The following is a 13,548-nucleotide window of genomic DNA, read 5'->3' as shown; positions in this document are numbered from 1 at the left end:
ACTCTCCACAAAAAAATTTCAGAACAAATCCGAAACAGGCCGTGAAAAGCCCGAAACCCAACAAAAGAACAAACCACAACAAACCACACAAAATGCAGCTCATGCTGGCGTCCAAAAAATTACTACAAAGAAAAAAATTACAGTCCCCTCAACCCGACGGGGTCAAAAAGAGGAAACCAAAAAAGGTAAACACAATCACATGCCAACCAATCCATCTCAATGCAGCCGAAACACCAAACAGCATTCAAAAAGGTACGTGTTCCACATACCCAACCGGCACACACCAACCAACAAGCACACAAGCCTATTGGCAGACAAACCAATCAACACACAACCATGCACACAAAAAATAAAAAGTACATTGGCACACTATTGAGTTCTCAAACATCACCACCAACCAACAAGAAAATTAACTTCCCGTTAACCTCTCATCGGCAGCCCGTACAAACTTACTCAACTCAAAGAACAAAGTCAAATCATCAAACCAAGTCCGTACAAAATGTCACCATCAAGTAACCTCCCGGCTACCTCCCGGCGACTTGGTTTAATCTAGCCCACTACAACCAAACAACACAAATCCCCAGTATGGGCTGGAAAACGAAGAATGACGCCCTTCCAACGTGTGGAAAGGACGTCATTTCCCGCTGTTTAGCTCAGCTTGGCACCGGCGAAATTCTTCTTGCCGCGGCGCAGCACCAGCCAGCTCCCATGAAGAAGATCGTCTGCCGAAGGCTCCCACTCCGCCGATTCGATGCGCTCGTTGTTGACATACCCTCCGCCTTCCTTGATGGTACGGCGAGCAGCACCCTTGGAATCGGCCAAACCGCTGGCAACCAAAAGATCAACGATGGTGCGCGGTTCGCCGGCTGCAACATCCGCAACGGTGGTCTCAGAGAGAGCGCCGACGAGGGTTTTCTCGTCCAGCTCGGAAAGCTCTGCTTTGCCGAAGAGCGCTTGCGCGGCAAGCTCGACTGCCTTCGTAGCCTCTGCACCATGAACCAAATCGGTCATCTCTTGAGCCAGGCGGCGCTGAGCTGCTCGCTTGTAGGGCTCTTCTTCGACTGCTCGCGCATACTCGGCGATTTCCTCCTGCGTCAGGAAGGTAAACCAGCGCAAGTAGTCGATGACGACAGAGTCACCGGCGTTGAGGAAGTACTGGTACCAAGAGTAAGCGGAAGTCTTTTCCGGATCGAGCCACAGTTTTCCGCCGCCGGTGGACTTGCCGAACTTCTGTCCAGAGGCGTCGGTAACTAGCGGCACCGTAAGGCCATGCACCTTCGCACCGTCAATGCGGCGGTTGAGGTCAACGCCGGAAACGATGTTGCCCCACTGATCGCCGCCGCCGATCTGCAAAACGCAATCGCGCTCGCGGCGAAGCTGTACGAAGTCATTGGATTGCAATAGCATATAAGAGAACTCGGTGTAGGAAATACCGTCGCCTTCAAGGCGTCGCTTGACGGTATCGCGGTCCAACATCGTGTTGAGGGAGAAGTTCTTGCCCACATCGCGCAAGAAGTCAATGACCGACATATTCATGGTCCAATCAGCATTATTGACCATGGTGGCGGCGTGTTCGCCCTCGAAATCAATAAACCGACGTAGCTGCCCCTTGATAGCCTCAAGGTTATGGGCCAAGTCCTCTTCGCTGAGCATGGAACGCTCGCCGACGTCGCGTGGATCGCCAATAAATCCTGTCGCTCCACCCGCTAGCGCGATCGGGTGGTGCCCCGCTTCTTGGAAGCGACGCAGCATAATAAGCGGAACGAGGTGACCTGCATGGAGGGAGTCACCGGTAGGGTCGAATCCGCAGTACAGCGCGATAGGGTTCTCGCATGCTTCGCGGAGCGCTTCAAGATCGGTGGACTGATTGATTAGTCCGCGCCATTGCAGTTCATCAATGATATTCATGGGAAGTCTTTCTAGAAATCGAAGTTAAGCGGGCCATTTCTGGGCGTGGTCTACAAGCATGACTGGGATGTCATCCTCAATGGGATAGGCAATACCCAGCCGCTCGTTGACGAGGACCTGTTTATCTTCCAGATATGTCAAAGGGCCCTTGTCTTGCGGGCAGACAAGGACCTCTAGCAACTTCGGGTCAAGACTCATGCGCCTTATCTTAGCGGGTAAAGGAAGAAGTTGGATCCCTCTACCCCACCTTGGCCTTAAAGAAGGGACGGAACGTTAGCCACCAAGGAGAAGAGATCCTTGGGATCATCCGGGTTGGCAATGATGTCGATCTCAGACTCCAAGTCGGTTCCCTTGACGGAATCGCGCAGATAACGCAGGGCGGAGAAGTCGTTAATAGCGAATCCGACATCGTCGAAAAGCGTGATCTGCTCATCGTCATCGCGGCCGGTGGCCTGGCCGGTGAGCACCTGGTAGAACTCGACAACCGGGAAGTCTTCGGGCTTCTGCTGAATTTCGCCCTCGATGCGAGTCTGCTCCGGGAACTCCACGAAGACCTTGGACTTGTCCAGAATGGAGCTTTCCAGCTCGGTCTTACCTGGGCAGTCACCGCCAACAGCGTTGAGGTGGACACCTGGGGCGACGTGGCGCTCGGCCAGAATCTGGTTCTGTGCCTTGTCTGCAGTGCAGGTGGTAATAATGTCTGCACCTAGAACCGCCTCGTCGACGCTAGAGCAGGCAGTGATATTAAAGCCCAGTGGCTCCAGATTGCGCTTGAACTTCTCTACCGCCTCAGGGTCAATGTCGTAAATAGTGATGTCCTCGATGCCCATCACGCCACGGAAGCCCAAGGCCTGGAATTCAGACTGGGATCCGGCACCGACCATGGCCATGCGCTTGGAGTCCTTGCGCGCTAGGTGCTTTGCCACCATGGCGGAGGTTGCAGCAGTACGCAGTGCGGTAAGCAGCGTCATCTCGGCTTCGAAGGTGGGGTAGCCATTGTCGACGTCGGCAAGCACGCCAAAGGCGGTAACGGTCTGGAAACCACGGGCCGGATTGGACGGGTGGCCGTTGACGTACTTGAAGGAGTACTCCTTACCGTTAGAGGTCGGCATGAGCTCGATGACACCGAATGGGGTGTGGGAGGCAACGCGCGGAATCTTGTCAAAGCGCTCCCACTCGCGGTAGTCAGCCTCGAGGTAGTCCACCATTCCGGTAATGATGTTTTCAACGCCCTCGCGCTGAATCCAGCGCGCCATATTTTCTACGTCTACGAACTTAACTGCGTGGTTCATAAAAGTTCCTTTCTATTTCTTTGGGTGAAGGTCTGTTTGCGGTGCGGCCGGGAAGCTGGAGGTTGGCAGATGCTTGGCCTTCCTCTCTTCCGCGATTGTACGAATACGGTCGCGCCATGCGTACCACATTGCCATAAAGACCGGAACGAGGAGCAGGGTCGATGCAAGTGCAAAAGTGCCGATTGGATAGTCAAAGGCCATCAAGATAATGACTAGGCCAATGAAGATGAGCACTGCCCAGTCTCCGCCTTCGCCAAACGGCGAGCGGTATCCCGGTCGGGTATAGCTTCCGCTCTTGGCTAGGCGCACAAACTTGAGGTGCGAGAGCGCAACTGCCGCCCAGGACGCCAATGTACCCAAGGCTGCCAGGTTGAGCACGATTTCAAACGCCATCTCCGGCACCACATAGTTGAGGAAGACGCCTACCAAGCCCACCATGGCCGCCATGACGATGCCGCCGTAGGGAACACCAGACTTGGACATGCGAGCGCCAAACTTCGGGCCGGAGCCGGAGGTGGACATGTTGTACATAATGCGGCCGGTGGAATACAGGCCAGCGTTGAGCGAGGAAATCGCAGCGGTGATAACGACAAGCTGGAAAATCGGAGCCGCCGCGCCAACGCCCAGGGACTCAAAGAAGGTCACGAACGGCGAAACATCTGCGACATAGTTAGTGTATGGCAACACCAAGGTCAGCAATAGCACGGAGCCGAAGTAGAAAATCAAGATGCGGAGCAGCACATTGTTGACTGCGCGCGGGATATGCTTTTCTACATTTTTAGTCTCACCGGAGGTGGTTCCAACAAGCTCGATGCCGGCGTAGGCAAAGACGACACCTTGGACAACGATGACGGCAGGCATGAGGCCATTGGGCAGCCAGCCACCGTTATCAGAAATGAGGCTAAAGCCGGTGGGATCGCCGCTCGGGTGGCCAAGAATAAGGACACCGATGGCCACCAACATGAAGATGATCAACGCGACAATTTTGATGAGGGAGAACCAGTACTCCAGCTCGCCGAAGATCTTCACCGAGAGCATGTTGAATACAAGGATGCCGCAGATAACAACGAGGGCCAGTGCCCACTGCGGAACGGCGTCGAGCCACGACGTGTACTGGCTAAACCACTTGATGTAGATAGCTACGGCTGTGCCGTCCGCCACCAAGGTCATCGCCCAGTTTCCCCAGTACAACCAGCCTGTGACAAAAGCGGTCTTCTCACCGTAGAACTCACGGGCATAGGAGACGAAGGAACCGGAGCTGGGGCGATAGACAATGAGCTCGCCAAGAGAACGCAGGATGATATAGCCAAAGAAGCCACAAATAAGGTACAGCACCGCTAGGAACGGTCCGGCTTCTTGCAAGCGGCTACCGGTACCCAAAAGAAGACCGGTACCAATGGCAGAACCGATGGCGATCATCTGGAGCTGGCGATTGCCCATCCCCTTTTGCAGGCCGTGGTCTTCCGAAGCGTAGACCGCCTTCTCGTTCTCGTGCGGCCCCGCTGTGGGCGGCGGCGAATTTACTGTCATGGGAGAGATCGTCCTTTCATTGACAGGAATGCGTCTGTTAGGTCACATTCTCTGCAAGGATAGTACCGCACCATACTGTTACCCACGTCACCGGCACCCCCATTGTGTTCAACAATGCAGTTGGAGGGTTGGAAATAGGGACCGTTTCCCTACCCCCGCTTCTAGGCATAAAAGAACCGCATGGCCATAGACCATGCGGTTTTCAGGGAAAAGAACTCATTAGCGCAGTGGCGTCTGCGCCCACGTGCGGGCCGCAGCGACCCGTTCCCGTGCCTTTTCCCGTTGCTCTGCCACTCGAGCGCCGGCCGTGCCACCCTTGGTGTCACGAGAAGCCACTGCTCCGTCGATGGTGAGCACTTCGCGGACGCCCGGCTTTAGCCGCTTGTCGACGCCCGCTAGGTCCTCGTCGCTGAGGTCGATTAGGTCCACCCCACGTTCCTCAGCAATCCGTACGCAGGCGCCGGAGGCTTCGTGCGCTTCACGGAAAGGAACACCTTGGCGGACCATCCATTCAGCCAAATCGGTAGCCAGCGTAAACCCGCGCGGAGCCAACTCGCGCATGCGGTCCTCATGAAACGTCAGCGTCGATACAAGACCGGTCATCGCCGGCAGCAGCAGGTTAAGCTGTGTCACCGAGTCAACGATTGGCTCCTTGTCTTCCTGCAGGTCACGATTATAGGCCAGCGGCTGAGCCTTCAGCGTGGACAAAAGCCCAGTGAGATTGCCAATAAGGCGGCCAGTCTTGCCGCGGGTAAGTTCCGGCACGTCCGGATTCTTCTTCTGCGGCATGATGGACGAACCCGTCGACCAAGCATCATCAAGCGTGACATAGCCATATTCCGGTGTGCACCAATAGATGATTTCTTCCGAGAGCCGGGACATATCCACCGCGATCTGCGCCAAAACGAAGGCAGTCTCGGAGGCGAAGTCACGAGCCGCAGTGCCGTCCAAGGAGTTTTCAGCAGCGGAGTCGAACCCTAGCTCTTCTGCAATCGCCTCTGGGTCGAGCTGCAAAGATGAACCAGCAAGCGCGCCAGAGCCATAGGGAGACACGGCTAGGCGCTTGTCCAAATCCTGCAGGCGCTCGATATCGCGCAGAAGCGGCTGCGCATGGCCCAAAAGTTCGTGTGCTAGCAGAATTGGTTGCGCGGCTTGCGAGTGAGTCTTGCCCGGCATGATGGCATCGGGATGGGATGCGGCTTGATCGGCCAAGGCATCCACCAAGTCACTCACCTGGGCGGCGGTATCACGAATGGCATCGCGTACCCACATGCGAAACAGCGTCGCTACCTGGTCATTACGCGAGCGGCCAGCACGCAGGCGGCCGCCTACTTCCGGCCCGACAATCTCAATGAGCCCGCGTTCCATCGCACCGTGGACGTCCTCATCTGTCGGCGCCGGGCGGAATTCGCCAGAATCCACCTTCTCCCCTAGCTCGGTGAGACCGGCGAGCATGGTTTCCAGGTCGGCGTCGGATAGCAAGCCTGCCTTGTGCAGCACTTTCGCATGCGCCTTGGAGGCTAATACGTCATAAGGCGCGAGGACCCAGTCAAAGTGGGTGGATACAGAGAGGGCAAACATTGCCTCGGAGGGTCCGCCGGAAAAGCGGCCGCCCCACAGGGCACCCTCATTAGTCTTATGTAGTTCCATATGCTTCTACTTCTGGGCGCTGGTCGGGAAACCGCCGTCGCGGTCGCGCTGATTGGAAATTTGGGTAGACAGGCCGTGCAGCTGAACAAAGCCCTTTGCGGCGGTTTGGTCGAAGGAATCGCCGGTGTCATAGGTGGCAAGATCAAAGGAATACAGCGACTGGCCAGAGCGGCGCCCGGTCACCGTGGCGGTGCCGGCGTGCATACTTAGGCGAATATCGCCGGTAACGTTTTCCTGAGATTCCGCAATGAAAGCGTCCAGGGAACGCTTCAGCGGCGAATGCCAGAGGCCGTCGTAGACCTCCTCGGACCAACGAGCATCGGTGAGGCGCTTGTAGCGAGCCAACTCGCGCTCCACAGTGACATCCTCTAGCGCTTCGTGCGCTTGGATAAGGACCATTGCACCCGGAGCTTCGTAGACCTCACGGGACTTAATGCCCACCAAACGGTCCTCGACCATATCTAGGCGACCAATACCCTGTGCACCTGCGCGGCGGTTGACCTCTTCAATGATCTGCAGCGGGGACATCTTTTGGCCATCTACCGCCACGGGGATGCCCTTTTCAAAGGAGAGGATAATTTCATCCGGGGCATTGCCCAGACCCGGGTCCTCGGTGTAGGCGTATAGGTCCTTTGTCGGTGGATTCCACAGATCCTCTAGGAATCCAGTTTCGACGGCGCGGCCCCACAGATTCTGGTCGATAGAAAATGGCGAGGAGGCGGACTGCTCAATTGGCAGGTTGATCTCCTCCGCAAAGGCGATGGCCTTATCGCGGGTCCAAGCATAATCACGTGCAGGAGCGATAATTTCGAGAGAAGGATCCTGGGCACGGAAAGAGACCTCAAAGCGTACCTGGTCATTGCCCTTGCCGGTGCAACCGTGGGAGACGTGGGTGCCGCCAAATTCCTGGGCAGCCTTAACAAGGTGCTTGGTAATGAGCGGACGGGAAATGGCCGATACTAGCGGGTACTGCTTCATATACATGCCGTTTGCCTGAATGGTGGGAACGCAGTACTCCTCTGCGAACTCATCCTTGGCATCGATAACGATGGACTCTACGGCACCGCAGTCAAGTGCACGCTGGCGCACCGATTCCATATCCTCGCCACCTTGACCCAAGTCCAGGGAAACGGCAACAACATCGCCGCCGGTCATTTTTGCCAGATACGGAATAGCAACAGAAGTATCAAGGCCACCGGAGTAGGCCAAGACTACGCGTGCAGACATGGAAATCTCCTTAATCTATTGAAAAGAATTCATTTAGGTACATAATATACGAGCGTGTGATAAATTTCCACTCTCACCGTTTAAATATTCCGCGTGGTGAGCGTCACAGCCAGATCTGCGCCCGTAACCCCCTCGCGCGCCAAGACAAAAATGGTGTCATCACCGGCGATACAACCAATGACATCGTGCAGCCCTACCCTGTCAATAAAACTAGCCAGGTACTGGGCCGCGCCAGCTGGCGTGCGCAGCATCGCAATATTGCCGGAAGAATCATGGGATACCACCAATTCATCGAGCATGCGTCGCAGCTTTTCGCGGGGCCCGCCCACCTGATCTTCAAATTGCTCCAGCTCACCGCCGACCATGTAATAGGAACGGCCGCCATCACGCTTTACCTTCTTCGCTCCCAACTCATCCAAGTCACGGGACAAAGTAGCCTGCGTGATGTCAATGCCATCTGCAAGAAGCAGCTCGGATAGTTGCACCTGGCTGGTGACGCGATTGCGGTCCAAAATCTCTAGAATCTTGGCCTGCCGAGCATTGCGGGTGGTCGGGGTGTTCATTACTCAGTTGATCTCCTTATTTATTTCGAGCAACCAGACGAGAAGCGCCTTCTGCGCATGCAGGCGATTTTCCGCTTCATCGAAGACTCGCGACTGCGGACCATCGATCACCTCAGTCGTGACCTCGTTTCCACGGTACGCCGGCAAACAATGTAAGAATATTGCATCCTTATGTGCTTTGCTCATTATGGTCGAATCAACCTGATAGGGCAGGAACGGCGTGCGCCTATCACGACCATCATTTTCCTGTCCCATAGAAACCCAGGTATCCGTAATCACGACGTCTGCGCCTTCTACTTCATTGACATCATCAGTAATGGTGATATTGCCCCGCTGACGCGCGCGGTCGACGAATTCCTGGCGAGGCTGAAATCCCTCTGGCGCAATGATGGAGACGTCCATACCGGCCGTGGCAAAACCGATCATGTAGGAGTTGGCCATATTATTATCGCCATCGCCCAGGTAGACGGCCTTTTTACCCGGCAGATCACCTAGATTCTCGCGACAGGTCAGCAAATCAGCCAGGATCTGGCACGGATGTAGGTCATCAGAAAGTGCATTAATCAAAGGTACGGTAGCAGTCTCGGCCATCTGGAGCAGATTGTCGTGCGCAAACGTACGCCACACAATGGCCTCCACGTACCTTGAAAGCACCGCCGCCGTATCTTGAAAAGATTCCCCCTTGCCCATTTGGGTTGTAGAAGTATCGACGGTAATACCCCTGCCGCCCATATTCGCTACCGCGGTTTCAAAGGAAAAGCGGGTGCGCGTAGACGTTTTATCAAAGAGAACCGCCACGGTCTTGGGGCCTTCTAAGGGGCGCTCTGCAAAGGGCTCCTTCTTTAGCTTTTCAGCTAAATCTAAAACCGTCGCTTGTTCTTGTGGGCTGAGATCATCGTCAGCTAGGAAGTGCCGCAGGCTCATGCCAGTTCCTCCAATATGGTTCCGAGAGTTGATAGTGCTGTGTCGAGTTCATGCTGGGAAATGACCAAAGGTGGGGTTAGTCGAAGAACATTCTCGTTGGGAGCGTTGAGAATAAGCCCGTGTTCGAGCCCGTCCCGCACGGCCTGCTTAGCCACCGGTGCGCTTAATACAAGGCCCAGCATAAGACCTCGGCCGCGCACGCGATCTACAATTGAATACTTTTCACATTCCTGCCGCACATAGTCCCCCTTGCGGGTCACCCCTGCGAGAAATTCGGCATTTACGGTGTCAAGAACAACATTTGCCGCGGCGCACGCCACGGGGTTCCCGCCAAAGGTAGTGCCATGAGAGCCAGGCCCAAAAAGACCCTTAGCACGCCCTCGGGTAATCGTTGCGCCGATGGGTAGTCCGGCACCTAAGCCTTTCGCCATAGTGATAACGTCCGGTTGAATTCCTTCTACCTCGTGGGCAAAGAAGGTCCCGGTACGGCCTACGCCTGTTTGTACCTCGTCAACGATTAATAGGACTCCGTATTCATCGCACAGCTCGCTGACCTTTTTCATGAACCCCGCAGGGGCCGGAATGACGCCAGTTTCTCCCTGAATAGGTTCCAGGATTATGGCCGCAGTGTCCTGGGGGTCTTGCTCCACCAGCTGACGCAGATACTCCACATCCCCGAACGGATAGAACTCCACTCCTCCCGGCAACGGGCGGAAAGAGCGCTGTTTATCGGGCTGACCGGTCAAGGCCAGTGCCCCCATGGTTCGTCCATGAAAGCCGTGCTCGGCAGCGAGGATTCGCCGGCGCCCGGTCAAGCGAGCAAGCTTAAATGCAGCCTCATTGGATTCGGCGCCGGAGTTACAGAAGAACACTCGGGCGCTATCGTCTCCCACGCGCTCAATCAGCTTCGCTCCCGCATCCAACACTGGCTGAGTGGCGAAGAGGTTCGAGGTATGCGCCAAAGTGCGCGCCTGGTGGGATACCGCTTGTGCTACGTGCTCATTGCCGTATCCCAAGGAATTAACCGCAATGCCTGCTAGTAGATCAATATAAGGCTTACCTTGCTCATCGTTAAGCGTTGCCCCTTGGCCGGAGACGAGACCTATAGACGGTATGCCATAGGTATCAACGACCGTCTCCGACCACCGCTGTGTCAAGCTCTGTGGCTTATTCATGCTGCATCATCCTTCCTGAAGATGGTCCCTTCGGGGTAGTCGTGTTGCTTATAATCATCTGGCAACACCATGGTTCCGACGCCACCCGGAGTTAAAAGCTCTAAGAGCACTGAGTGGCCAATCCGGCCGTCGATAACGTGCGCGGCCGATACCCCGCCTTCTACTGCCTTGAGGCAAGATTCCATCTTGGGAATCATCCCAGAGTCCAGTCGGGGAAGAAGTCTGGAAAGTTGACCACGCTCGATCTTGGACACGAGGGAATCGCGGTTCGGCCAGTCTGTGTATAGTCCTTCCACATTGGTGAGAATGACCAAACGCTCTGCCCCGATTGCGCTAGCCAAAGCCCCAGCCGCGCTATCGGCATTGATGTTATAAATTGCGCCTTCCTCCCCCGGTGCGATGGTCGAGACCACTGGAATGCGCCCAGCGTCGATAATGTCCATCACGGCCGTTGGATTGACCTCTACGATGTCTCCGACCATCCCAATATCGGTAGGTTTTCCATCGACTTCCACCAACCTTTTGGTGGCCCGAAATAGTCCCGCGTCTTCGCCAGAGGTCCCCACCGCATATGGGCCGTGCGAATTGATGAGGTTGACTAATCCGCGACCTACCTGCCCAAAAAGCACCATGCGAACTACTTCCACGATCTCCGGAGAGGTCACGCGAAAGCCGCCTCGAAACTCCCCTTCTATACCAAGCTTGTGGAGCATGGAGTTGATCTGTGGCCCACCACCATGCACCACCACCGGCTTAACGCCCACGGTGCGCAAAAAGACCATGTCCGCAGCAAAGGCAGCTTTAAGTTCTTCGTCCACCATGGCATTGCCGCCGTATTTCACCACTACGATGGTGTCCCGATAATGTTGGAGCCACGGGAGGGCATCCGCTAGGACGGTGACGCGCTCTTGATCACTAAGCCCACTAAACATTTTCATCTCCTCCCTAGGAGCTATACGCCGAATTGATTTCCACGTAGGCGTGAGAGAGATCCGTGGTCCGCACGAACGCAGACCCAGTACCTCCCGTTCCAAGGTCCACGTAGACATCGATATCAGTCCCGCTAAGGTCCACCTCGCGCGCGCCGGGTACACCCGTCGAGGCACGACACACCGGCTGGCCATTGAAATAGACCGAGATATTTTCCGGGTCCATTTCTGCATCTGCCATCCCCACCGCCGCAAGGACGCGCCCCCAGTTCGGATCAGAGCCGAACATGGCGCACTTGAACAGGTTGTCGCGGCCCAAGGTGCGCGCGGCGTTGAGGGCCTGATAGTCGGTGGCAGTGCCTTCCACAGTGATCTTGACGCGCTTGGTTACACCTTCTGCATCTGCTTGCAATTGCTCCGCAATGTCTGAGCAAACCGCCAGCACCGCCGTTTCAAATTCTTCTTGGCTGGGCGAAACACCCGAGGCCCCAGAGGCCATGAGGATCACCGTGTCATTAGTAGAAGTTGATCCATCCACGTCGAGGGTGTTGAAGGTCTGCGACACGGCCTTGTCCAGGGCACTCTGGAGGGCAGCGGTGCTTGCGGCGGCGTCGGTAGTAAGGCACACCAACATCGTCGCCAGCGAGGGGGCCATCATGCCCACCCCCTTGCCCATGGCCCCAACGGACCAGCCGGCCCCAACATAGGCGGCTTCCTTAGTTACGGTATCGGTGGTCAAAATAGCCTCGGCCGCTGCGTGAGCATGGTCCGCGCTGCCGCCTAGGGCCTTCGCCACAGCGCCTGCACCAGCCAACGCTTTTTCCATAGGCAAAGGCTCGCCTATAAGCCCGGTCGAACAGGCGGCAATATTTCCTTCTGGAAGGGACAAGGAGTGGGCAACCTCGGCTACCAGCGCGGAGGCATCCGCATCACCCCGCGGGCCATTGCACGCATTGGCGTTTCCAGAGTTAAAGACAATAGCGGCAAGCTGACCATCGGCCACCGCCTTGCGGGAGAGTTTCACCGGCGAGGCCACAACACGATTACGGGTAAATACCGCCGCCGCATCAAAGCGTGGTCCATTATTGACAACTAATGCCATATCGGGTTTGCCTGAGGGTTTAATCCCCGCTGTGGTAGCGCCGGCGCTAAAGCCGGCCGGGCCAGTAATTCCTGCTGCATTCATAATCTTCTCCTAGTTTTTATGGGGCTACGGCCGCTTGCGGCAAGCCCAAAGTTTCATCCCAGCCGAGTATTAGGTTCATACATTGCACGGCGGCGCCGGCTGTTCCTTTGCACAGGTTGTCCAGTGCTGCGGTAACCACGAGGCGTCGGGCGCGTTCATCCACATGGGCTTGGAGGTGAACCATATTGGTACCTACAACGTTTTGGGTCTCGGGCTGCTGACCGGCGGGAAGCACGTGACAGAAGGGCTCTTGGGCATAAAACTCACCGAATGCAGTCTCTACTTCCCGCTTGCCGACGCCCTCTTTCATCCCCGCCGTTATGGTCGCCAAGATGCCTCGGGTTAAGGGAGCTAGAACCGGAGTGAAGCTGACGTCAAGCTTTTCCTGCGCAAACGGCTGCAGATTTTGCACGATTTCCGGGGTATGTCGGTGCGTGCCGCCGGGCTTATATGCCTTCAGGTTTCCCATAGTTTCCGCGCCGAGTTGCGCCACGGAGGCCTTCTTCCCGGCTCCGGAAACACCGGTAATAGCAATCACCGAGAGGCTCGGCTCAATGAGTTCGTGGGCAACTGTCGGCAAACCTGCGAGGGTTACCGCCGTGGGAAAACACCCCGGCACAGCTACCCGGTTGGCATCGCGCAGCACTTCCCTATTGCCTGGAATCTCGGGGATTCCATAAGGCCAATGCCCGGCGTACTCTCCGCCATAAAAGGCGTCCCAGTCCTTCTTATTGCGAAGGCGAAAATCGGCCGCACAATCGATCACTGTGGTCTGCGGCCCCACGTGCTGAGCAATCGCCGCAGAATGACCGTGTGGAAGGCCCAAAAATACAATGTCGTGCCCGCGAAGATTTTCAGCGGTCGTGCCCACAATGGCACGGTCTGCCAGCTGCGGGAGGTGCGGCATAAGCTCAGCGACCTTCTTCCCTGCGGTGGAATAGGCAGTTAGCGCCCCAATGCGTAGTTCGCCGCCAAGATACGCCGGGTGCGACAGCAGCAGGCGAAGGATTTCGCTTCCCGCGTACCCGGTCGCACCTGCTATTGCTACTGAAATCGTCATAGAAGGGACTATAGCAATAAATACACCCAACCGTATGTTATTCAGTCAGATTGTCCGATTCCGCAGGTAAATGAACGTCGAGTAATGAAAATAATGTATGAAAA

The 13,548-nt window shown here is 56.0% G+C and carries 13 protein-coding genes; 1 reads left to right on the top strand and 12 read right to left on the bottom strand.

The window, feature by feature from the left end:
• On the top strand, positions 1-376 hold a 376-nt coding region (locus WMP97_RS06115; RefSeq protein ID WP_340440040.1), incomplete at its 5' end, for a hypothetical protein.
• Between the two features lie 272 nt (positions 377-648).
• On the opposite strand, the gene tyrS is transcribed toward WMP97_RS06115, so the two are convergent.
• From tyrS to argC, 12 genes are all read right to left on the bottom strand, one after another.
• Positions 649-1,908: a tyrosine--tRNA ligase gene (gene tyrS, locus WMP97_RS06110; RefSeq protein WP_340440039.1), complete on the bottom strand. Its 1,260-nt coding sequence runs from the start codon at positions 1,906-1,908 to the stop codon at positions 649-651.
• Between the two features lie 24 nt (positions 1,909-1,932).
• Positions 1,933-2,106, bottom strand: a complete 174-nt coding sequence (locus tag WMP97_RS06105; protein WP_005323252.1) for a Trm112 family protein — start codon at positions 2,104-2,106, stop codon at positions 1,933-1,935.
• A 56-nt stretch (positions 2,107-2,162) separates the two neighbouring features.
• Positions 2,163-3,200 (bottom strand): ornithine cyclodeaminase, encoded by a 1,038-nt coding sequence (locus WMP97_RS06100; protein ID WP_005323253.1) that lies wholly within the window; start codon positions 3,198-3,200, stop codon positions 2,163-2,165.
• A 12-nt stretch (positions 3,201-3,212) separates the two neighbouring features.
• On the bottom strand, positions 3,213-4,730 hold the full coding sequence (locus WMP97_RS06095) for an amino acid permease (RefSeq protein ID WP_239205568.1): 1,518 nt from the start codon (positions 4,728-4,730) through the stop codon (positions 3,213-3,215).
• A 219-nt stretch (positions 4,731-4,949) separates the two neighbouring features.
• Positions 4,950-6,380 carry an argininosuccinate lyase gene (argH, locus tag WMP97_RS06090; RefSeq protein ID WP_340440038.1) on the bottom strand — a complete coding sequence of 477 codons (1,431 nt, stop codon included), beginning with the start codon at positions 6,378-6,380 and terminating at the stop codon, positions 4,950-4,952.
• A gap of 6 nt (positions 6,381-6,386) precedes the next feature.
• Positions 6,387-7,607, bottom strand: coding sequence for an argininosuccinate synthase (locus tag WMP97_RS06085; RefSeq protein ID WP_023021630.1), 1,221 nt, complete (start codon positions 7,605-7,607; stop codon positions 6,387-6,389).
• Positions 7,608-7,687: 80 nt separating this feature from the next.
• Positions 7,688-8,170, bottom strand: a complete 483-nt coding sequence (locus WMP97_RS06080; protein WP_023021631.1) for an arginine repressor — start codon at positions 8,168-8,170, stop codon at positions 7,688-7,690.
• A gap of 3 nt (positions 8,171-8,173) precedes the next feature.
• Positions 8,174-9,094 (bottom strand): ornithine carbamoyltransferase, encoded by a 921-nt coding sequence (argF, locus tag WMP97_RS06075; protein ID WP_023021632.1) that lies wholly within the window; start codon positions 9,092-9,094, stop codon positions 8,174-8,176.
• Positions 9,091-10,269, bottom strand: a complete 1,179-nt coding sequence (locus tag WMP97_RS06070; protein WP_340440037.1) for an acetylornithine transaminase — start codon at positions 10,267-10,269, stop codon at positions 9,091-9,093. Before WMP97_RS06070 ends, argF begins: the two co-directional genes overlap by 4 nt.
• Positions 10,266-11,201: an acetylglutamate kinase gene (gene argB, locus WMP97_RS06065; protein ID WP_340440048.1), complete on the bottom strand. Its 936-nt coding sequence runs from the start codon at positions 11,199-11,201 to the stop codon at positions 10,266-10,268. Before argB ends, WMP97_RS06070 begins: the two co-directional genes overlap by 4 nt.
• Positions 11,202-11,214: 13 nt before the next feature.
• Entirely contained in the window at positions 11,215-12,384 is a 1,170-nt protein-coding gene (argJ, locus tag WMP97_RS06060; protein ID WP_340440036.1) for a bifunctional glutamate N-acetyltransferase/amino-acid acetyltransferase ArgJ, read from the bottom strand.
• A gap of 16 nt (positions 12,385-12,400) precedes the next feature.
• Positions 12,401-13,444 carry an N-acetyl-gamma-glutamyl-phosphate reductase gene (gene argC, locus WMP97_RS06055; protein ID WP_023021636.1) on the bottom strand — a complete coding sequence of 348 codons (1,044 nt, stop codon included), beginning with the start codon at positions 13,442-13,444 and terminating at the stop codon, positions 12,401-12,403.
• Positions 13,445-13,548 lie beyond the last annotated feature (104 nt).

Source organism: Corynebacterium sp. KPL4072 (genome assembly GCF_037908395.1).
GTDB lineage: Bacteria > Actinomycetota > Actinomycetes > Mycobacteriales > Mycobacteriaceae > Corynebacterium > Corynebacterium kefirresidentii.
Note: the sequence above shows the minus strand (reverse complement) of the source record. Positions and strands in the feature narration are given on the sequence as shown.